This is a genomic window from Paenibacillus sp. MT124, assembly GCF_058792755.1.
In genome coordinates this window covers 1,899,672-1,921,697 of record NZ_CM179500.1, presented here as the reverse complement: position 1 = coordinate 1,921,697, position 22,026 = coordinate 1,899,672, and the positions used below count along the sequence as shown (strand labels likewise).

The following is a 22,026-nucleotide window of genomic DNA, read 5'->3' as shown; positions in this document are numbered from 1 at the left end:
ATCTGTAATCATGCCTTCATTAGGACAAAAAAAGCGAAAGGGCCCTCAAACCCTTCCGCTCTGAATCTCGACCACCATTCAAATTATGGTTGTGTTTGTTGCTGTTGATCAGATGTTTGTGAAGTATCATAGTCATTTTTGTTGCCGATTTTAATTTTGATATCCATCTTCTTACCATCGCGTACCACATTCAATGTAACTTCACTGCCGATTTCCTGAGTTTTGATGAAATCAATCAGGTCTTGGCTAGTGCTGTACGGCGTTCCATTTGCACCCGTGATGATATCATAGGCACGCAGATCGGCTTGGTAAGCTGGAGACTGATAGATCGTGCTGGCTACGACAGAACCTTCAGTAATATCCGTTCCCATTTGTTTCGCCACTTCAGGCGTCAGCGCCATCAGGGATGCACCAATAAACGGAACCGGCTCTTTTGGAACTTCTTTGTTTTCTTTCAGATATTTCACGGCATCCGACATGACGCTTGAAGGGATCGCAAATCCAATACCTTGCGCATCAGCGCTAACGGCTACGTTCATACCAATGACTTCACCGTTAAGGTTAAGCAGCGGACCACCAGAGTTACCTGGGTTAATCGACGCATCGGTTTGCAGCAGATGGCTGTATTCGCGGGTTTTACCTGTTTCTTCGTCCGGAATGCTGATTGTACGTTCTTTGGCACTCAGTACACCTGCAGTTACAGTGTGCTCGAACCCTTCTGGGTTACCAATGGCAACAAGCCATTCACCAACTTGTGTGCTGTTTGAGTCGCCAAGCGGAGCAACAGGGAAATCATCGTCACCGCTGTTTTTCTCGATTTTCAATACAGCAAGGTCAAGATCGAAGCTGCTTCCCAGCAGTTTGGCTTCGTAAGGTTTGCTGTTGTTCTCCAGTGTAACCTGAATGACATCTGCACCTTGAATAACGTGCTGGTTCGTCAGGATATATCCTTCTTTGTCAAAAATAAATCCGGAACCAATGCCGAGTGGAACAAGCTGATTGCTTCCCTGCTGCTGCTGGCCTTGGTTGCTATCCGTTCCACCGCTTCCGTTACCTCCGTTACCGAAGAAGTATTGATATAATGGATCACTCATCGTGGATCCACCTTGGCTTCCACTGCGTGTGGACTGCTTAGCCAATGTTTCAATCTTTACAACCGCAGGACTTGTGCTCGTCACTACAGAAGAGACATCCTCTTTACCTGTTGGCAGAAGGGATGCAGTCACATTATTGCTGCTGCCCGTATTCGTAGAAGTCGATTCCTGACTTGTGCTTTGATTCTCTGCACTTGTTAAAGCTTCTTGCGGAGTAAACATGTTCGTGCGGTCTGCCGTGTACATCAGTACTGTAATGACCAGCATCCCTGCTATAAAGGAAAATAATAATGATCTGACCGAGGAGCGAGGCTTACGGTTGTTGTAGTTCCAGTTTCCATTTCCGTTTTTTCCACCGTTGCCACCATCTCCGCCGTTTCCGGAACCGCTGCTTCCGTTGCCGCGGCCCGCCTGTTCGGAAGATCCGTTATTGTAATACATCGGAAGCGGCTTGACAGGATCGGGTCTTGTGATCTGTACATTGCCCTCTTCACGGTTGCTATGACTCACATGACTGCTTGCTGTATCTTCATTATTCACAGACTGAAAAGGTCCATAAGAATAATAGTAAGAGGATTCGTCCGTTCCGGATGTATTGCGGTTATCCGCTTGCTTTGTTTGGTCTTCCTCGTCTTGACGGTTCGGTCTATAATTACGTTCGTCCATGCTTTCTACCTCCCAATCTCTTCTTCACAAGAGATATTCTTTAACTGTCCTTATTTTGTACTTTAAACCTTAACCGTACCTTAAAAACAATTAAAAAGGAGATAAAAGCACGCAATAATAGAACATTTTTCCCGTTAAATCAGCATTTTAATCCTTGTTCTTCACCCAACCCTGACGATGAGCGTAGATGGCCAGTTGTGTCCGATCATCCATTTCGCACTTCATTAGCAGGTTGCTTACATGTGTTTTGACGGTTTTGATACTAATATGTAGTTCTTCTCCAATATCTTTGTTGGTTTTGCCTTCTGCAATGAGCAAAAGAACTTCCTTCTCCCGTTCGGTCAGACCGGATTCGTTCTCTCTGGCCGTGCGCTGCCTGATTCCCCGGGTTAACGCCTGGGACACATCTCCCGTCATGACAGGCATTCCCCGATAGGCTCCCTGAAGCGCATAGATTAATTCTTCAGCAGATACAGTCTTCAGGACATAGCTGACAGCTCCCGCCTCAATGGCCTGCACCACCAGATCATCCTCGAGAAAACTTGTTAGCATAACTATTTTGGAACCCGGAAATTCACTCATGATGGCTTGCGTAGCCTCGGCTCCGTTCATGACAGGCATCATCAGGTCCATCAATATAAGATCAGGCATCTTACTCTGATCCAGCTTGCGCAGCTGGTTAAGCGCATCCTGTCCATTTCCCGCTTCTCCCATGACATGAAATGTCGGCTCAAGCATCAGGTACGTTTTCAAGCCCATTCTCACCATATCATGATCGTCCACAATCATCACATTCACTTTTCCGTTCATTCCGTTTCCCCCTCTGGTTCATCCGGGAATTTCGGGATAAGCACCCGTACTGTCGTTCCCGCTCCCGGTTTTGAAATAATCTGGACATCCCCGCCAAGCTTTTCTGCCCGTTCACGCATGGTGGACAATCCATAGGACCCTGGCCGCTCAACTTGCTGCATGAAGCCCTGACCGTCATCGCTTATGCTCATGCTGATCTGATGCTCGCTCTCCCGTATGGACAGACTAACAAGGCCAGCCTCCGCATGCTTCACTACATTGGCAACGGCCTCCTGAATAACAAGAAACAGCTGGTGCTCGATGGCATCCGAGACGCCGCCATCCAGTTCCAGCTCTTTTACTCCCTTTAATCCATTTTGTCTGCAATAATCCGGAAACCATAGATCCAGTGCCTCAGCCAGGTCCCTTCCTTCAAGTTCCACCGGACGAAGCTGCGCAATAAGACCACGCATCTGACGTTGTGCAATATGCGACATTTGGATTAATTGGTCCAGTACTTTGTTTCCATGCTCCGGATTCATCTGCAGCAGTTTGGGCAGGGAAGACGCTGACATATGAATGGCGAACAACTGCTGGCTGACCGTATCATGCAGGTCCCTCGCCATCCGTCTGCGTTCTTCAAGAACCGCTCGTTCGGAAGCCTGTTCTTTCTCGATCACTTCCTGCTCACCCAGACGCTGGAGGAGTCTCATTTTTTTCTCAATCGAATCCATCATGACGTTAAACTCCTGGTATACCCGGCCGAAAGAGGCATCATCTGCCTCAGGCATGCGAACGGCCAAATTCCCCTTGGATACTTTCAGCATATTCAAATCGAGCAGGTCGATTTTGCGCTGAAGCCGCAGTGCAGCAATATATCCGGTAACTACAGTCGCCAGTACAACGACAGCCACATACGTCCATGCGCGCTGTCGTCCTGTTCCCATCAACACCTCTCCGTACAGCAAGTAGAACCCGCCCAGTGTAATCAGTCCGGTCAGGACAAAATACATCATCAGTTCCCACTTGTTGGCCTTGAGAATCGTTCGAATCATGCGTTAACCCACCTTATTTACTTTGACGTCTCCGATAAATACACTTACTACGATTCGGACCTTTTTTCCTGCTTCGCGATAATGGGAAGTTTCCGCCTGGGCACTACTGAGGAATCCACCCCGTTTTTGGTTCAACAGCGACATATCTCCTATAAAGGAGTTCGTGGTGACCGTGACTCCCAGATCCATGTCTTCCGGCACGAATACCTTTACATCCCCAATAAATGAAGAAATATTAATTTTGGTTTCGCCATAAGGGATTTGTGCTTTCGTCAAGTCAATAACCGTATCACCGATAAACGCCGAGATATTCATCGGTTTAAGGGAGAACACTTCCTGTCCCATGTAGAGGTCACCGATAAATGCTGATTTGTTAACGGTATTTCTGTTGCCGTAATCTTCATATTCATTACCGTATCCGCCATCACCATAGTGGTTTCCATACCCGGTACCATCTGGACCATGTGAATGAGTATGGCTATGGGAATGAGAATGATGCTTTTTCTTATGCTGATGTCCCTGATGCAATTCATCTCCAGCCGCATTGGCGTATGGATCGTAATGGTGGTCTTTCGGCTCCTGTTTGGGTTTCCCAAACGTCTTTTCGAATTGCTCATCAAAAGAAGAAGGCATTTCCAGGTCCTCGGAAGACAAGGGCTGGTAAGGTTCAGGCGGCGGAGGTGGCTGCATTTTGTCCTGATGTTTGCGATCACGGCGACGAGGCCCAATCAGAACAAACAACCCTCCTCCGATTAACATGATTGGAATGAGGTAACGAATAAACTCACCCATGGAATAATCAATCCAGCCGAGATTTCGTGACAGGAAGTATCCGCCTATAGCAAGTACAATGACAGGTCCAATCATGGCATAACCGCCATTGCGACGAATTTCAGTCACTCCTTTTACGCCCCACCAGATTAGAAACAGCGGCCAATATGTTCTAAATATATATCCTATATCAATGTCATAACCCAATTGCCGAAACAAAATGATTGCACCAACGGCAATCAACGGTATGCCAACCCACCAGCGGTCTCGCATAGATCCTTTCATCGCTCATGTCTCCTTCGTCTGTATTCTGTATCCAGTGTACCTCAGACAAGGATTCGATAACAGCGGCGGCAGATGGAATTCGTCTCGGTCTCCAGACTGAGGACTGAGGATATTTATGTAAAATTTATCAAAAACTAAAAACACCCTGGAGCGTTTGCTCCAGGGTGCGGTGAATCATTATTTATTTTTGAAATTTGCCTGCACGGCCTACTTGGCCTGTTTGTCCAGTGTTTTCTACACCGAACTCTGCATTGTATTTTTCATCAGGTGTTTGGAAATTTTCTTGTACTTTGTTTTGCTGGGATTGCTTCACTTTGCTTGCCGCAGTTTCTTGTCCAAACTCAGCATTGTACTTCTCGTTTGGCGTTTGGTACCCTTGTCCTTGTGTTCTTTTAGCCACAACGAATCACCTCTCTCTTCATATTTACGCTGCACTGCTGCTGCGCGGGGTTCGTCCCCAGTCAGTATTATGTGAAGAGAGCACTACAGTTATTCATCCTTAACATCCCAAATTAAACGGCCTTGTCTAACCATGAATCCGGCACGGATTTGTACACATCGATCGCTTCAGACAACTCGTCCAGCATCTTTTCCGTGCACTTTCCGTCACCTTGTTTAATCACCTGTACCTCGACGTCCTTTTTGCCCCATTCCTTATACACTTGCTTCGTGGTCGGAAAATAAAGGTCAATTTTATTACCCTTGATGGCTGAACCTGTGTCCGCCACGATACCGTAACCATACCCGGGAATATAAAGAATGGAACCAAGCGGGAATAATTTGGGGTCAGCAGCAATGGTTGACACCGTTTCTTTGTCTCTTCGTACCTTCACCCCGGAGTAAGTAATACCATACTGAGGATGTTTCGGTCCTTTACCGGTTGACTCTACACCTGCCGTGTAACCCGTCGCGGTCACCTTTTGGGTTCCCAGTACCTGTTCTGAGCGCGGCGCCATCACAGGCATAGATGGGTCGAGAACAAGCTGCTTTCCTGGGACATCCGGCTTAGGAATGACAATAGGCTGCGGAGACCACAATAAAGCCATATAAACCATCGTCGTGACCTGTACCTGATCACTGTATTCATAATCATGGATCGATAACTCGGACTGACTTTCAACCTGACGCGTTGCAGCTTGATCCTGCCGCTTGATTACATGCAGCACTTCATTTTCCTCTTCAAATGTATACGCCTCTGCCTGATTCCAGGACAATACCAATCCAATGGATATGACCATAATTGAAATCAGAACCCGTAATTGTTTTGTTTTCATTGCATTTTGCTTTTTCAATTTAAAACCTCCCCCTTACTGCAAAGGTTTTCCAAAAAGCAAAATGCTTATACATTTTCTACTCCACAAGTTTCCAGCACATGAGAAATAGAAAAAAAACCGTCTAGGAGCATGGATTAAGCCACGCCCTGACGGTCTTTCTCAAATGCATATATTTATATTGATCTTGTGCTGATTTCTTCTTTCAGTTGAGCTACGATTTCATCCACAGGTTTCATGCCGAGATCGCCTTCTCCGCGTTTACGAACAGACACGGATTCGGCACTTCGCTCATTCTCACCAACGACAAACATATAAGGCATTTTCTCCAGTTGTGCCTCACGGATTTTGTATCCAAGCTTCTCGTTGCGCAAATCAGCCTCAGCAGAAATCCCCGCGCGTTTCAGCTTCGCTTCCACTTCACGTGCGTAATCATCGAAGTTTCCGGATACCGGAATGACTTTTGCTTGAACAGGAGACAGCCACAGTGGGAATGCTCCCGCAAAGTTCTCCAGCAAGAATGCAGTGAAACGTTCCATTGTGCTGATTACGCCGCGGTGAATAACGACCGGCCGATGTTTCTGCCCGTCATCTCCGACATATTCCAGTTCGAATCGTTCGGGAAGCAGGAAGTCCAGTTGTACGGTGGACAATGTTTCTTCCTTGCCCAGGGCTGTTTTGATCTGCACGTCAAGTTTCGGACCATAGAATGCTGCTTCACCTTCTGCTTCATAGAAAGGCAAGTCAAGTTCTTCCACAACTTCACGCAGCATGCGTTGGGACATTTCCCACATTTCATCGTTTTGGAAATATTTCTCGGTATCCTGCGGATCACGGTAAGACAGACGGAAGCGATATTCATGAATACCAAAATCCTTGTAAACCGTTTGGATCAATTCAATAACACGAGCGAATTCTTCCTTGATTTGATCTGGACGACAGAAAATGTGTGAGTCGTTCAAGGTCATTGCACGAACGCGGTGCAAGCCAGTCAGTGCACCAGACATCTCGTATCGGTGCATCATGCCGAGCTCGGCAATCCGGATCGGCAGGTCACGGTAGCTGTGCATGCTGGACTTGTACACCATCATATGGTGCGGACAGTTCATTGGACGGAGAACGAGTTCTTCGTTATCCATTACCATTTTAGGGAACATGTCCTCTTGGTAGTGCTCCCAGTGTCCAGACGTTTTGTACAATTCCACATTACCGAGAACCGGTGTATATACGTGCTGGTATCCAAGACTTTCTTCCAAATCCACAATGTAACGCTCCAGCGTACGACGCAGTTTGGCACCGTTTGGCAGCCAGATTGGCAGACCTTGTCCAACCAGTTGGGAGAACGTGAACATTTCAAGCTCTTTACCCAGCTTGCGGTGATCGCGTTTACGTGCTTCCTCCAGGAAGTGCAGATGCTCATCCAGCTGAGCCTTTTTCACAAAAGCTGTACCGTAGATACGCTGCAGCATTTTGTTTTTGCTGTCACCACGCCAGTACGCACCAGCTACATTCATCAATTTGAACACTTTGATCTTGCCTGTGGAAGGTACGTGAGGTCCACGGCACAGATCGAAGAACTCGCCCTGCTCATAAATGGTAATCACGCTGTCTTCCGGTAGATCACGAATCAATTCGAGTTTGTAAGGATCGCCCACTTCTTCAAACGTTTTGATTGCTTCAGCACGGCTGACTTCCTTGCGCACAATCGGCAGGTTTTCACTTACGATACGTTCCATTTCCTTCTCGATCTTTTGCAGATCTTCCGGGTTAAGGGGGTGTTCCAGGTCCATATCATAGTAAAATCCGTCTTCGATGACAGGTCCAACGCCAAGGTGAACCTCTTTGCTGCCATATAGGCGCTTCACAGCTTGAGCGAGCAAGTGAGCTGTACTATGACGCATCACTTCAAGTCCGTCTGGTGAGTCAAAAGTTACGATCTCTACCAAAGCTCCCTCGTGAAGCTGGGTCGACAAGTCCACCACAATTCCATCCAGTTTCCCTGCTACGGCGTTTTTGCGCAATCCGCTGCTAATGGATGCTGCTACGTCCTCAATACTGCTGCCATCGGCGTACTCACGTACGGAACCATCCGGTAGTTTAATGTTAACTGCCATTTGTCTCATTCCTCCTGTAAATGTAACCTTATCCATCCACATCATGGACTGATGATCTATTGCTATTCCTGCTGATTGGCAAAGAACGCAAAAAACACCCGTCCCGGCAAAGGGACGAGTGTTGTATACTCGTGGTTCCACCCTAATTCAGCTGCTTCATTCTTCATTGAAAATACAGCCCTCATTGGCATGACGGTAACGGGCATGACCCGGCATATCCTTACTCACGGAAAAATTACATTCATCTCCGTTTTCAAAACTGCAGCTACAAAGGGGTAAACCAAACGTGGCATCCGGAGGAAATTTCAGCCTGGTTCCCTCTCTCTGCACCGACCGTGCGTATGGTCCTTGTCTTTGTCAACGCTTTTGCTTATTGGTAAAAGTTCATCCATAAAACATGTTCATTAATTCATGGATCAACAGTTATTATAATTGCCGAGATCACTTGCGTCAAGGCCTGACAGCAGGCCGGAACGAAGCACTTCACACTCCGGGCAATGATGGCATAATTGAACCTTGTCCTCGAAGATCTGGCGAATCGTCGATATAATCGGCAGATCGGGTGTGTTTGTATGAAGCATCACTTTTTCGGGAGATATCGATATAAGTGTGCTTACAATCATGTCTTCAATATCCATTTCCAGTTCAAGACCGGGCATCTCGACGACGACTTGCTCATCTTTTTGTACAGGGAGCTGGTTAAGCCCTGCATCCAGAACCTGAAATTCATGCGAGCCTTTGTGCACCAGATGGACCAAAGGAACTTTGGCTTCCTGAAAGAACACAAAATATTTTAACAGTCCCATGAATTCTTCGTATTGACGGTCCATCCAGAATTCATCCAGTGCATATTCGACCAGTTCGTGCAGTTCCTGTTTGTATTGCTTCATTCGAAAATGAAGAATGCCTTCCAGGTGAAAGAAATGAACCTCCTCCAGATCCTGTCTAAGACCACCTGCGAGGGTTAAGCGCCGTTTCTCTCGAAGCCCTGGTTGATCCAGATCACCGTTGAATAACAAGGGCATGCAGATCCGGTGTACCTTCTCCACTTCATATTCATCCATAACGGAACAGGCCTTGGAAATCATATTTTCTACAATGGAGTGCTCCCGGGTATCCATAATGAAATCAGCCAGTCCTTTGGCAAGCAAATCACTGATCTGAGGCAGCCACTGCTGAAAATCCACGTGATTTTCATTCCCTCTGCAGACCCAGGCTGCTTTGCCGTCATTATGTTTGAAGGTGAGCCGGAAACCTCTTTTGCTTATATGTAAACCTTTGGTTTTTTCTTTGATGCAGCGATAAAATTGATCTGCTTCCTCTTGCCCTGACACATCGGTCCATACGGCGAACAGCTCCACAAGAATCACTCCTTTCCTTCCTCTTCAAAGTATATGGCAAGGCCGAGGGGGATATACGAAGCGGATTGATGGAAAGCGTGTCATCATTTCTCAGTATATTTGTAAAGAGGTTTGGAGTTCAGACAAAAATGTGTTATTATTTTGATAACAGTATGTTTCACGGAAAGGGGGGGAAGCCAAAATGAGACAACAACCTAGAATGCTCCGCAGTGCTTTTATCATCATTTTGTGTTTGTTCCAAGCGTTGTGCTTCCCTATTCCGATGCAGACAGAATCCGCTGTTGGCGTATCCGTTGATGCCACTTCCAATAAGGAAGTGTTATTACAAATACCCGAAACTCAGCAAAAACCTGCTATCCGCAAATACTCGCAAGTCATGGTCAAGCTGATTGCAGTGACAAATAACAAGCCTGTATTTTTGGTGCTTGCCTTATTGCTGATGCTGCGAATTCCTACTCCGCGTCTGCCCTTTAAACCGTTGATTTGTCTGTTTAAGCGCAGATTATTTCTGCTACCCATTAAATTCACCAGTATGTATTTGTCCCTCGCCCCTCATGCACCAAGATACGTAAACGTCCTTCACTAGGCGTTGCACCGTATGTTCGGTTGCCATGCATAGAGACATCTCTGTCCAACAGACGGTGTACTTGTGCATAACTTATAACCCTTTAAGCAAACGTTAGTTAACGACAAGGTTAACAGTGTGTCACGATGTTGAATTTGTCATATCCAATTTTGTTCAAAAATCAATGTATACGGCTGTGTGTCAGGAGTACCTGGCTCTGTTTGCCCGCATCATTTAATGTTTCTTCCAAATACAGATCATTCTATTTTCGGGAAATAAGCCTGTCTTCTGTGGCCAGCCCTCAATTTAAGGAGGCATATTATCCATGGATGTACGTGAAACTGATTTGCCGGGAATCGGCAAGAAGTTCCAGATTGAAACGAGCAGCGGAGATAAAATTGTGATCATTATTCATGATGACGGACGGCGTGAAATGTACCATTTTGAATACGACGATCCGGATCAAAGCATCTCCATGATTACGCTTGATGATTATGAAGCCAGACAAATTGCCGCTATCGTTGGCGGATTGACCTATAAGCCAAAACAGCTTGAAAATATTGAAGTTACTTTTGATGATCTGATCATCGAATGGTACAAAGTCGAATCCTCCTATGGATGCATCGGCAAGTCCATCGGTGAACTGGACGTACGTCAAAACTCTGGGGCAACGGTTATTGCCGTTGTAGAGAAAAACCACAAAAAACATATCAGCCCCGGTCCTGAGGTCGTGATTACTGCTGAGTCTACCGTTGTTGCCGTTGGCGAACGCAACCAACAGAAACTCTTCAAATCCCTCCTCCTGACCGGAAGGGGGTGAGTCGATGGATCATCTGATTTTTGAAGTAGGTCTGGCGCTCGTTCTCATTGCTGCCGCTGGCCTCTTATCTGCCAAATTGCGTTTTTCGGTCGTCCCGTTTTACATTCTGATCGGGATGGCGGTTGGTCCACATGCCATGAAAATCTGGCATCTGGACTTCCGTTTTATTGAAAGTCAGCCTTTCATCGAATTTATGGGCCGGATCGGTATCCTGTTCCTGCTCTTCTATCTCGGATTGGAATTCTCGGTAGGACGTCTGATCAAATCCGGTAAATCCATTGCCGTCGGCGGTTCGATTTATATCGGGATTAACTTTACGCTTGGATTAGTTTTCGGATTTGCTTCCGGCTTCCCGCCTGCTGAGGCACTTGTTATTGCTGGGATTACCACCATATCCTCCAGTGCCATCGTGGCCAAGGTGTTAGTCGATCTGAAACGTACAGCCAATCCGGAAACGGAAATGATTCTTGGCATTATCATGTTCGAAGATGTGTTCCTGGCTGTCTACATCTCCATCCTATCGGGATTGGTGCTTAGTGACTCATCCTCGATCGGAGGCGTCATCGTATCCGCGCTTATCGCGCTTGGATTCATGCTTATTGTCATCATACTAGGGCGCAAAGCGACTCCACTGCTCAACAAATTGCTTAAAATACGCTCCAATGAATTGTTCTCACTTGTGATTTTTGGTGCATTGTTCCTGGTAGCCGGCTTCTCCGAAACCATTCACGTGGCCGAGGCCATCGGTGCATTACTTGTTGGTCTGGTTCTGGCAGAGACAGAACATGCCAAACGGATAGAGCATCTAATCCTGCCGTTCCGTGACTTCTTCGGAGCCATCTTCTTCTTTAGCTTCGGATTGTCCATTGACCCTCTGTCCCTTGGCGGAGAAGCTGTATGGCTGGCTTTGATTGCTGTTGTTATTACACTATTCGGTAACTTCCTGGCAGGCATGCTGGCCGGGCGCAGTGCGGGGCTGTCTCCAAAAGCTTCTGCTAATATTGGTTTAACCATTGTATCCCGCGGTGAATTTTCGATCATCATGGCCAACATGGGTAAAGCCGGTGGACTCTTGCCGCTTCTCCAGCCGTTTGCCGCACTGTACGTACTGATCCTAGCCATTCTTGGACCACTATTAACCAAAGAGTCCAAACATGTGTTTAGAATTTTGGATAAAATCTTCAAGTTCAAAGATCCTCGGAAGAAGAAAGAAGAACCGAAGGTTTTACAGAAAGAAGGATAAAACCTGTGCCTGTTCAGAACAGGCATATGATTGTAACTGCGGCTCTTCGCCGATCTTCTGTGATCAACCAGGGAGAATGGCTCGCCAGCCGCACAAAGGAGGATGACGTATGAAAGCACCTCTGATATCGGCTAATCCGGTGCCACAAACCGCTAAGACCAGAATATCATCCACGCGCCGCTTCCTGAATCTCTTGCTGGTGATCGCTGGTGGAATTCTAGCCTCCGTGGGACTTGAATTATTCCTTCATCCCAATAAGATTATTATTGGAGGCATAACAGGCATATCTTCTCTGTTCGCTCATTGGACTGAGATGAGAATTGGATTGTTCCTGTTCTTATTCAATGTTCCATTTATATTTTTATCCTACAGGCTGGTGCAAAAGAGATTTGTACTCGTTACTGTACTGGGTTTGGTTGTCTTTTCGATTGGTGCCATCGTGCTTCATCCCATGCCGCCTCTGGTTGAACATCCGCTGGCTGCCGCCATGTTCGGCGGACTATGTCTTGGTGTTGGAATCGGACTTGTGGTGCGGTACGGCGGGACACTGGATACGCTGGAAATCGGTGATCCGTCCTCCCGGCCACCTGAACGGGTATTTAGCGGGAAACGGATGCTTATCGAAAAAATAATCATGCTGCTCAACTTACTGATTCTGACAGCCGCTGGTGTTGTCTTTGGTTGGGATCAAGCGATGTACTCTGTTATTGCCTATCTTATTGCATATGAAATGGTCTATATCGCATTCCGCGGATTCAGGACCACTCGCAAATTGTACATTTTGACTACCCAAAGCTCGCAGGTTGAAAAAGTCGTTCGCAAGCGTCTGCGACGGGAACCCGGATCTCCTGTACCCTCTTCAGAGTCTGCTTCCTTATTGGCTGCTGAAGGATGGATTCATCACATTCCGGGGGCATTGTACTATGAAGTTCATTTTCTGGAGATGATCTGGTTGAAATCCATTGTGCGCCATATTGATCCGCACGCTGGTATTATCACCCATCCGGAGAAATGACCCAACGACTTGAACCCCAAAAACCTCTCTCTAACCTTGTGATAAAATATCACTTTAGGTTAGAGAGAGGTTTTTTTATTCCTGGTTTTCATTCCTGCTTGCCTTATTTCCGATACTCTATACTTTTATAGTTCAACTATAGCTTTTACCACATGTGTATCTGGGAGCAACCACTTGTCCATGGCGGAAGGAAGCTGAGTTAAAGGCTCCCGATGCGTAATGTATCCATCCATGCTGAGCTTTTTCTGCCGCAAAGTCGATATCACTAGCTCAAAATCTGCACGCGTTGCATTACGGCTGCCCAGTATGCTCATCTCCCGCTTATGAAACTCAGGATCATGAAACGTAATATCGGCTTTGACCAATCCCACATAGATTAATTGTCCGCCATGAGCTACATACCGAATAGCCTCATTCATGGACTGCACATTGCCTGTTGCATCAAATACAGCGGCAGCGTAATCCCCTTCTGTCACTTCAGCTACCTGCTCCACCACTTGATCTGTTGCCTGTATTACAACATCTGCCCCAGCCCAGGTGCGGCTTAGTTCCAATCGGTCCAGGTTCCGATCAATGGCGATTACTCGGGCCCCGGCCTGTTTCGCAAAAGCCATGACCCCAAGTCCGATCGGTCCTGCCCCGATTACTATAATCTGCTCCCCTGGCTGCACACCTGCTCTTCTTACTGCATGAGCTCCGATACTGAGCGGTTCAACCATCGCTGTTTCATCCAGGGTCAGTCCTTCCGCCTTAATCAAATGGGAAACAGGCACGCTGATTCTTTCGCGCATCCCTCCGTCCACATGTACTCCCATGACCTGCATGGCTGCACAGCAATTGGTTTTCCCTGTCCGACAGGCAATACAGTGACCACAGTGCAGATAGGGAATAATGCTTACCTGATCTCCAACTTGAAGGCCAGCAGTATTCGGACCAATGTCATCAATGTTCCCTGACAGTTCATGTCCCAGAATACGAGGATAGGTAAAATAGGGCTGGTTGCCTTTGTAAGCATGCAGATCCGTCCCGCAGATGCCAATCCGCTTGATCGATACAATGGCCTCATGTTCAGCTCGAATGGGTTCGTCGGTATCCTGTATTGTCAAACGATTGATCTCTTCACACACAACAGCCTTCATCCCTGTTCCCCCTTCGCTGCTTTCTGTTGTGGTTCGTTATACTCGGGACGACCACTAGTCCACGTTATATTATGAACGGGTGCCAGTATGCGCAGTACCTCTGCCAAAAGCTCTTCATCGAGCGGCTCATCTACCCACTCGGCATTATGACGGATGTTATTTTCACTTGCACTGCTCACCAGTGTGGTTGGAATCTGTTCATTTGCCGTAGCAAACTGCACAGCCAGCTTGGCAATATTCACACCTTGCTCTGCACAGAACTGCGCAGCTTCAAGACAGACTTGTTTGACGCGTTCATCTGCGGGATGCCAGGCGGGCGTGCCTCTTGTACCTAATAAGCCCATCGACAGAGGCGAAGCATTGACGAGACCAACTCCCTCTTTTTCCAATAACGGCAGCAGAGATAATAGTGAGGTATCATTCAATGCATAATGACAATACGAGATGATGGCATCGGCATCAATTTGCGGCAGCACCTTCTCGAACAGGGGCAGGGGCAGACCACAGACTCCCGCATGACGAATTACCCCCTGCTCTTTCAGTTCCAGCAAGGCTGGATAGGCTTCTTCAATAATGATCTCTGCTGGTGCAAACTCAATATCATGCAGGAACAGAATATCGATATAATCGGTGTGCAGTCGGTCCAGACTTTCCTTGACACTATCCTGAATGCGCTTACGGGAAAAATCAAACTCATTCTCTCCGTATCGTCCCGCCTTGGTTGATAAAATATATGAACTGCGCGGCTGGCTTCGTATCGCTTCCCCCAGTACCGTCTCTGCCTTGGTTAGACCATAATAGGGTGACACATCTATATAGTTCATTCCTGCATCCAGAGCTGCATGTACCGTACGAATACCTTCCTCGCGGTCAATATCGCGAAATACCGAACCCAGGGAAGACGCGCCAAAACTCAACACAGGTACATCTAGACCGGTCCTGCCAAGCATCCTTCTCTTCATTCACTTGCTCCTTTCCAGCATGTCTGTTGCTCCGTTTCTTTCATTTTAACAGTTCAATATCAATATAAAATATCGCCATATGCGTAATATGTACTCTTTCATGACCTAGGAATGGCCCCTTATGGCAAGCATCCAACAAAAAAACCACGGATTACCCTTCAATGGGCAGCCCGTGGTCTTCATTCTAATACCTAGATGTAAATAAATTCTCTTATTAGTTCTGCATGACAAAATCTTGCTGCACTGAATTCTCTTCTTCATCAAACATGCGCAGAATATCGTATCTTGTATTACGCTGTGCCGGAATATAACCCGCCTCACGAATAAGCTGAAGAATCGAGCCAATATTGACTTTGTATGTAGCACCCGCTGCGGATACGACATTCTCTTCAATCATTGTGCTGCCGAAATCATTACAGCCAAATTCAAGCGATTTCTTACCGATTTCAGGACCCATGGTTACCCATGAAGATTGGATGTTTTTGATATTATCAAGTACAAGTCGGCTGATCGCTACCGTCTTCAGGTATTCTTCCGGCGTTTGGCGCTCCAGTTTCAGATTCGTATTATCCGGCTGGAATGTCCAAGGAATGAATGCCAGAAAGCCTTCTGAGTCATATTTGTTCGCAATACACTCATCCTGTGCTTCACGTACACGAAGCAGGTGAAGTGCACGCTCTTCCATCGATTCGCCCAAACCGATCACCATGGTTGCGGTTGTGTTCATCCCGATCCGGTGAGCTGTCTGCATAACGTCCATCCAGTCGCGCCATGAACCTTTCAGACGGCTGATTTTGCGGCGTGTACGGTCATCCAGAATCTCAGCGCCTCCACCTGGCAAGGAATCCAGTCCTGCTTCGTGAATGGCACGTACGACCTCTTCCAGCGTAAGACCATCCGAAACTTCTACCATTTTCATAATCTCCGCTGGTGAGAAGGAGTGCATGGTGATGTTCGGGAAACGTTCTTTGATTGCTTTTAACAGATCCGTGTAATAGCTGAAAGGCAGATTGGGATTCGTTCCGCCTTGCATCAGAATCTCAGTACCGTTCACATCTTGTGTTTCCTGAATTTTCTGGAAAATCACTTCGTCCGGCAACACGTATCCTTCATCTGATCCAGGTCTGCGATAGAAAGCACAAAAACGGCAGTACACATCACACACGTTGGTGTAGTTGACGTTACGCCCAATGACAAATGTTCTGTATGGCTCAGGATGCATACGCTTCATAATAACATTGGCAGCTGCCCCGATTTTGTCGACTTCATTCGATTCAAACAGCTGAATTGTGTCTTCCAGGTCTAATCGTTCGCCCCGAAGGGCTTTATCTAAGATACGGTCTACCGTACTCATCGTAAAAAGCCTCCCTCATGAAGAGAAAATATGTTCACGATCCGTCCCGACTTGTATATATGCCAGCCTTCTGCATGATTGGTTAGTTCCAAACAATTGCTTAGAAATAGAAATTCTAGATGAATTGGAACCTTTCGATCCATTCTGGGTTATTAGAAAAAAACGGCTCATTAAATCTATGCATAAGACGCATCGCTTGCAAGTGCTGGTGGCAACATCGCATTTCTGTACTCTGTCTATCGTAACACAGGTTACATGTGAAAAAAAGCACCTTATGGAAAGGTGCCCTAAATTTAAGTAAAAATATTGACATATTCAATCTATTATAATTCCAGCTTTTTTAGACTGTTTTATTGGTTTTTCAGCTAGCCCAAAATGATGATTATGATTCTTGAAGCGCCTGATCCAGATCAGCAATCAGATCGTCGATATCTTCCAGCCCCACTGAGAAGCGCAGCAGCCCATCGGTAATGCCCCGTTCAAGGCGAACCTCAGCAGGCATCGCTGCATGGGACATCATCGCAGGATAGGACAGAATACTCTCCACAGCACCCAGACTGACTGCCACAATTGGCAGTTTCACCCGGTTAAGCACCGCTTTGGCACGGTCACCCGAGCCTACGTCAAATGAGACAACCGCTCCGTAACCCGTGGATTGGCGCTCGTGAGCTTCACGACCCGGATGCTCCAGCAGTCCAGGATAGTATACTGCGGTAATATCGCTGCGTCCGCTAAGCCAGGCAGCCAGCTTCGCCGTGCTTTGTTCACTGTGTGCCATACGAGCTCCAAGTGTTTTCATGCCGCGCATTAGAAGCCAGGATTCTTGAGCACCCAGTACGGTACCAAGCCCATTTTGAAGCTGTTTGAGCTGTCTCCCCAGCTCTTCGGTACGGGCAACGGCAAGTCCGGCAAGTACGTCACTATGTCCACCAAGAAACTTGGTTGCACTATGTACAACAATGTCCACGCCGAGCTCAATCGGGCGCTGATAATATGGCGTCATAAATGTGTTATCGAGAATGGTGATCAGTTCATGTTCCTGTGCCCAGGATGTGACGGCAGCTATATCCGTGATCCGCAGGGTCGGGTTGGAAGGTGTCTCCATATAGACCGCCTTCGTATTCGGCTTGATGGCCGCCTTTACTTCTTCAATATTGGTCATATCCACAAACGTCGTCTCAATTTGCATTCTGCTAAGAATGGACGTGAGCAGGCGGTATGTTCCTCCATACACATCTTCTGTTACGATCATGTGGTCGCCTGCCGAGAACATCAGGAACACACTGGAGATTGCGGCCATTCCTGAAGAGTAGGCAAATCCTCGAGCTCCACCTTCAAGCAATGTGATGTAATCCTCCAACGCTTGACGTGTCGGATTACCCGAACGGCTGTAATCATGCTGTGGTGGATTAAAGATATCAAAATGATGGAATGTGGATGCCTGGTAGATCGGTACGCTGGAGGCTCCCGTTGTTTTATCCACTTCGTCACCAAAATGCAGCAGCTGGGTATCAAACTTCAATTCGGATTGCTTGTTGTTCTGCTCACTCATGATGTACGCCTCCTTCAACCTCACGCTGCGCAGCTTCCAGGGCATTCCCCAAATCCGCAATCAGATCGTCTGCATGCTCAATTCCTACCGAGAATCGCAGCAAGCGGTCATCGACACCTACAGCGTCGCGTATTTCGAGCGGGATATCTGCATGCGTCTGCACCGCAGGATACGTCATCAACGATTCAACGCCGCCAAGACTCTCAGCAAAAGCAATTAACTTGATATGGCGCAGCAGCGGTTCAACTAGACGGGCATCTTTAACTTTGAAAGAGAAGATGCCTGTGTTTCCTCTAGATTGTTTCTTCTGCACTTCGTATCCCGGGTGATCTGACAAACCAGGGTGATATACTTCCCCCACGGATGGATGTTCCAGCAAATACTTGGCAATGGTAAGTGAATTATACTCATGACGTTCCATACGCAGCGCGAGTGTCTTCATGCCTTTCATCAACTGATAGGAATCACTTGGAGATAGTACCGCACCAATGGAGTTATGCAGGAATGCCATTTCGGCTGACAATTCCTCGCCCTTGGTGATAATCAATCCGGCAAGCACATCGTTGTGTCCACCCAGGTATTTGGTTGCACTATGAACAACGATATCGGCTCCGAGCTCGATAGGACGTTGGAAGAACGGCGTCAGCAGTGTATTGTCCACAATCGTCAACAGGTTATGGCTTTTCGCCCAGGAGCTGACCGCTTCAATATCCGTAATCATCATAAGTGGATTGGTTGGCGTCTCGATAAATACAGCTTTGGTGTTCGGCTGACGTATGTCTTCCATGGCCACCAGATCATTCGTGTCCACGTAGCTTGCCGTTACGCCAAATCGAGACAGGATACGCTCTAGAAGACGATACGTTCCCCCGTATAGATCCAGCGAGACAATCAGATGATCGCCCTGTCCAAACATGGCGAAGATCGTTTGCAGCGCTGCCATGCCCGAGCTACAGGCAAAACCGGCATCACCGGATTCGAGTGCAGCTGCAGCCTCTTCCAGTACCTTACGCGTTGGATTGGTCGTACGAATGTAGTCAAAGCCTGTGCTCTGCCCGAGCTTTGGATGGCGGAACGCCGTTGATTGATAGATGGGGAAATTCACGGCACCAGTTCCCGGTTCATTGACGGATCCGATTTGAGCCAAGCGGCTTTCGATTTTCAACTTATTGTCTTCCATTGCAGTATCCTCCTGTAATCTCGATTAGATTTGCGGGCCAATATCGTAAGGCGTCTCCTGATACACATAGTAATTGAGCCAATTAGAGAATAATAAGTTTGCATGTGCCCGCCAGGTTGCCGGAGGAACACGGGATGGATCGTCGTTTGGAAAATAGTTTCTTGGCAGTGCGATATCCAATCCCTTGGATGCATCGCGGTCATATTCCCATTTCAAGGACAATGGATCATACTCCGCATGCCCTGTCACAAAAATTTGTTTGCCGTCTTTGGTGGCAACCAGGAAAATGCCAGCTTCCTCCGATTCGGCCAAAATTTCGAGGTTATCGTTCTTCTCAATATCCTCGCGCCGAACTTCGGTATGACGGGAATGTGGGACATTGAACACTTCATCAAATCCGCGAAGCAGCTGTACGTGAGATTTGTTAATCGTATGTGGAAATACGCCAAAACACTTCTCTTCCAGCGCTACCTTAGGTACACCGAAATGATGGTACAGACCAGCCTGAGAAGCCCAACAGATGTGCATGGTCGATGTGACGTTGGTTTTGGTCCAATCGAAGATCTCCTGGATTTCCTTCCAATAATTCACGTCTTCGAAATCCATTTGCTCAACAGGGGCACCTGTAATGATCATCCCGTCAAAACGGCGGTGTTCAATCTCATCAAAGGTTTTATAGAAAAGATTCAAATACTCCTGTGACGTGTTCTTCGATATGTGGGACTTGGGATGAACCAGAACGATATCAACCTGTATAGGGGTATTCCCCACCAAACGAAGCAGCTGGGTTTCTGTTGTTTCCTTGGTAGGCATCAGGTTTAATATAGCAATGCGTAGTGGACGAATATCCTGCTGGTAAGCATGTGTCTCGTCCATTACGAAGATGTTCTCACCTGCGAGGACTTCCTTGGCAGGCAGTGCGTCTGGAATTTTAATTGGCATGATGTACAAACTCCTCCTTGTGCATAGATAGATGCAGCCATCACAGGCTTGATGTGTTTCACATCAAATCGTTCTAGACTGCCATGAGCTTGTCTATAGGTGGAGAATTGCAAATAGCGCAACGCTCTAACCTGACAAACTCAAGTTCCATAGCGAAAATCAGTGCTGAGAAGTCGGTGCATATAACAAAGACCTTCCTCGGATTCCGAGAAAGGTCATATGTAAATAGATATGCGCCTCTCTCATCTCTCAGTTACAACAGTGCCTCAATGGACACTTAGTCGCTGCAAGAATTAGCACCGTGCGGTATACCGCCGGTTGCCGGGTTTCATCGGGCCAGTCCCTCCACCTACTCTTGATAAGATTTCGCCTTATTCAATTGTGTATTTAGTGTACTTCACCGTCTACTTTAAAACATTAATCCTCTCACGTCAAGCATGTAGTTTTATGTCTGTTCATGTAGGCCGGAACCGTTTGTCTATCGCTGTCATACACTGCTTCAGGGCGCGAAATAGACACATTTTTGCGCTTGAAAGCACCATGTACCAGCGGTATACTAAACAAGTGTTGCAAACCCTTATGTGAGAGGTGACATATTCAATGGATGGCGACCCGAGGCCTGACTGTCAGCCGTATTCCGACAAACTGCATAGAGAATTGACATCAGCATGCCGGCAGCGGGACGTTATTTCCGTTTGGTTATAGAGCGAACGCAGTCCTGACATCCAGGCTCCGCTGCCGACCGGCTGATCTGTTCTTTTTGCGCCCATATTGATGAAAATCCGCCTGTTTGGCGGGTGCAGAAGGAGTGGATGAACGATGAAAATCCGGTTGGTAAACAACGGTGTATTTATCCCGGTGGACGATATTGAGCAGGCGCTGACGCCACCAGCTGAGGGATTTTACTGGATCGATGCAGACGTTGATGATCTGGCGGTACTTCAGCCGCTGTTCATGATGCATGATCTGGCTGTAGAGGACTGTTTGAGTGATGAAGAACAGCGTCCGAAGATTGAAATTTATGAGAGCCATTATTTTATTGTCGTAAACAGCATTCGTTTTGATGACGAAGAGATCTTTTTGCGTGCGGTTAACCTGTTTCTAGGGAGACACTACATCATTAGTGTTACGAAGCAGAAAGTCAGCGAACTGCGGACCTTGAAGCCTATTCTGTGGGAACAGGAAGTCAGCACCCCGGATCGTCTCCTGTATCTGTTGGTCGATTTGATTGTGGATAACTACTTTACCGTCGGCGACCGGATCGAAGCACGCATTGAGAAATTGGAAGAAGATATTTTGATGCATACGAAAAAGTCCCATTTGAATGAAATTATCGGGCTGCGCAGTGAGATTCTGTGGCTCAAAAAAGTGCTGGGACCTCAAAAAGAGGTCATCAACACGCTGAATAAAAAAGACTTGCGTCTGATCGATGATCAACTGCAGAAGTATTTCAGTGACATCTATGAGAATGCTGTGAAAATATCCGAGACGTTTGAGACTTATCGAGACCTGATGGGAAACTTGCGAGAAGCTTACCAATCCAGTATCGCCAACCGGGCGAACGAAATCATGCGCGTGTTTACCGCCATTACAACGGTGTTCATGCCCCTGACGGTCATTACCGGCATCTATGGGATGAACTTCAACAACATGCCTGAGCTGGACTGGAAGTATGGATATTTTGTAGTCATTGGCCTGATGGTGACCCTCGGCCTGAGCATGTTCTTTATTTTCCGCAAAAAAGATTGGATCTGAACCTATTCATTCAAAAAGACGAAGCGCTCCAACCAGGGAGAAACGGCTTCGTCTTTTTTTCTGTACTCAAAAACTTCTCTCGAAACGATATGG

General features: G+C 47.1%; 20 protein-coding genes and 1 riboswitch. Of the genes, 5 read left to right on the top strand and 15 right to left on the bottom strand.

The genetic code is table 11. The features are described from left to right. Nucleotides 1-83 precede the first annotated feature (83 nt). From AC3RCI_RS09045 to AC3RCI_RS09010, 8 genes are all read right to left on the bottom strand, one after another. Nucleotides 84-1,760 carry a S1C family serine protease gene (locus AC3RCI_RS09045; protein WP_492528681.1) on the bottom strand — a complete coding sequence of 559 codons (1,677 nt, stop codon included), beginning with the start codon at nucleotides 1,758-1,760 and terminating at the stop codon, nucleotides 84-86. Between the two features lie 147 nt (nucleotides 1,761-1,907). Further along, nucleotides 1,908-2,570 (bottom strand): response regulator, encoded by a 663-nt coding sequence (locus tag AC3RCI_RS09040; protein ID WP_336779372.1) that lies wholly within the window; start codon nucleotides 2,568-2,570, stop codon nucleotides 1,908-1,910. Continuing rightward, nucleotides 2,567-3,604: a HAMP domain-containing sensor histidine kinase gene (locus tag AC3RCI_RS09035; RefSeq protein WP_492528679.1), complete on the bottom strand. Its 1,038-nt coding sequence runs from the start codon at nucleotides 3,602-3,604 to the stop codon at nucleotides 2,567-2,569. Before AC3RCI_RS09035 ends, AC3RCI_RS09040 begins: the two co-directional genes overlap by 4 nt. Nucleotides 3,605-3,607: 3 nt before the next feature. Next, complete coding sequence (liaF, locus tag AC3RCI_RS09030) at nucleotides 3,608-4,660, bottom strand: cell wall-active antibiotics response protein LiaF (protein WP_336779371.1); 1,053 nt, start codon at nucleotides 4,658-4,660, stop codon at nucleotides 3,608-3,610. Between the two features lie 181 nt (nucleotides 4,661-4,841). After that, nucleotides 4,842-5,060: a hypothetical protein gene (locus AC3RCI_RS09025; RefSeq protein WP_127539443.1), complete on the bottom strand. Its 219-nt coding sequence runs from the start codon at nucleotides 5,058-5,060 to the stop codon at nucleotides 4,842-4,844. A gap of 112 nt (nucleotides 5,061-5,172) precedes the next feature. Further along, entirely contained in the window at nucleotides 5,173-5,898 is a 726-nt protein-coding gene (locus AC3RCI_RS09020) for a 3D domain-containing protein (protein WP_419719981.1), read from the bottom strand. A gap of 209 nt (nucleotides 5,899-6,107) precedes the next feature. Further along, nucleotides 6,108-8,045, bottom strand: a complete 1,938-nt coding sequence (thrS, locus tag AC3RCI_RS09015; protein ID WP_336779369.1) for a threonine--tRNA ligase — start codon at nucleotides 8,043-8,045, stop codon at nucleotides 6,108-6,110. A 416-nt stretch (nucleotides 8,046-8,461) separates the two neighbouring features. Next, nucleotides 8,462-9,415, bottom strand: coding sequence for a putative sporulation protein YtxC (locus AC3RCI_RS09010; RefSeq protein WP_336779368.1), 954 nt, complete (start codon nucleotides 9,413-9,415; stop codon nucleotides 8,462-8,464). Nucleotides 9,416-9,587: 172 nt separating this feature from the next. Here AC3RCI_RS09010 and AC3RCI_RS09005 point away from each other — a divergent pair, with 172 nt between their 5' ends. The 4 genes from AC3RCI_RS09005 (at nucleotide 9,588) to AC3RCI_RS08990 (ending at nucleotide 13,049) form a co-directional block, all read left to right on the top strand. Then, the gene (locus tag AC3RCI_RS09005; protein ID WP_154895906.1) at nucleotides 9,588-9,992 is read left to right on the top strand and encodes a hypothetical protein; all 405 of its coding nucleotides are present in this window, start codon (nucleotides 9,588-9,590) and stop codon (nucleotides 9,990-9,992) included. 304 nt (nucleotides 9,993-10,296) lie between these two features. Next, complete coding sequence (locus tag AC3RCI_RS09000; protein ID WP_110821088.1) at nucleotides 10,297-10,791, top strand: cation:proton antiporter regulatory subunit; 495 nt, start codon at nucleotides 10,297-10,299, stop codon at nucleotides 10,789-10,791. A gap of 4 nt (nucleotides 10,792-10,795) precedes the next feature. Next, the gene (locus AC3RCI_RS08995) at nucleotides 10,796-12,034 is read left to right on the top strand and encodes a cation:proton antiporter (protein WP_336779367.1); all 1,239 of its coding nucleotides are present in this window, start codon (nucleotides 10,796-10,798) and stop codon (nucleotides 12,032-12,034) included. A gap of 109 nt (nucleotides 12,035-12,143) precedes the next feature. Then, nucleotides 12,144-13,049, top strand: a complete 906-nt coding sequence (locus AC3RCI_RS08990; protein ID WP_492528677.1) for a YitT family protein — start codon at nucleotides 12,144-12,146, stop codon at nucleotides 13,047-13,049. 125 nt (nucleotides 13,050-13,174) lie between these two features. Here the strand turns inward: AC3RCI_RS08990 and AC3RCI_RS08985 are convergent, their stop codons facing one another. The 7 genes from AC3RCI_RS08985 to AC3RCI_RS08955 form a co-directional block, all read right to left on the bottom strand. Beyond that, nucleotides 13,175-14,188 (bottom strand): zinc-binding alcohol dehydrogenase family protein, encoded by a 1,014-nt coding sequence (locus tag AC3RCI_RS08985; protein ID WP_336779365.1) that lies wholly within the window; start codon nucleotides 14,186-14,188, stop codon nucleotides 13,175-13,177. Continuing rightward, nucleotides 14,185-15,150 (bottom strand): aldo/keto reductase, encoded by a 966-nt coding sequence (locus tag AC3RCI_RS08980; RefSeq protein WP_336779364.1) that lies wholly within the window; start codon nucleotides 15,148-15,150, stop codon nucleotides 14,185-14,187. Before AC3RCI_RS08980 ends, AC3RCI_RS08985 begins: the two co-directional genes overlap by 4 nt. A gap of 214 nt (nucleotides 15,151-15,364) precedes the next feature. Next, nucleotides 15,365-16,504: a cyclic dehypoxanthinyl futalosine synthase gene (mqnC, locus tag AC3RCI_RS08975; protein WP_095288286.1), complete on the bottom strand. Its 1,140-nt coding sequence runs from the start codon at nucleotides 16,502-16,504 to the stop codon at nucleotides 15,365-15,367. A 382-nt stretch (nucleotides 16,505-16,886) separates the two neighbouring features. Next, on the bottom strand, nucleotides 16,887-18,056 hold the full coding sequence (locus AC3RCI_RS08970; protein WP_336779363.1) for a trans-sulfuration enzyme family protein: 1,170 nt from the start codon (nucleotides 18,054-18,056) through the stop codon (nucleotides 16,887-16,889). Next, nucleotides 18,049-19,236, bottom strand: coding sequence for a PLP-dependent transferase (locus AC3RCI_RS08965; protein ID WP_183521266.1), 1,188 nt, complete (start codon nucleotides 19,234-19,236; stop codon nucleotides 18,049-18,051). The genes AC3RCI_RS08970 and AC3RCI_RS08965 overlap by 8 nt, the downstream gene beginning before the upstream one ends. 24 nt (nucleotides 19,237-19,260) lie before the next feature. After that, nucleotides 19,261-20,178 carry a homoserine O-acetyltransferase MetA gene (gene metA, locus AC3RCI_RS08960; RefSeq protein ID WP_127539433.1) on the bottom strand — a complete coding sequence of 306 codons (918 nt, stop codon included), beginning with the start codon at nucleotides 20,176-20,178 and terminating at the stop codon, nucleotides 19,261-19,263. Between the two features lie 239 nt (nucleotides 20,179-20,417). Next, nucleotides 20,418-20,543, bottom strand: a riboswitch (SAM riboswitch). Nucleotides 20,544-20,804: 261 nt separating this feature from the next. Continuing rightward, on the bottom strand, nucleotides 20,805-20,948 hold the full coding sequence (locus AC3RCI_RS08955; RefSeq protein ID WP_492472689.1) for a hypothetical protein: 144 nt from the start codon (nucleotides 20,946-20,948) through the stop codon (nucleotides 20,805-20,807). Between the two features lie 49 nt (nucleotides 20,949-20,997). Here AC3RCI_RS08955 and corA point away from each other — a divergent pair, with 49 nt between their 5' ends. Further along, entirely contained in the window at nucleotides 20,998-21,933 is a 936-nt protein-coding gene (gene corA, locus AC3RCI_RS08950) for a magnesium/cobalt transporter CorA (RefSeq protein ID WP_095288290.1), read from the top strand. Nucleotides 21,934-22,026: the final 93 nt, after the last annotated feature.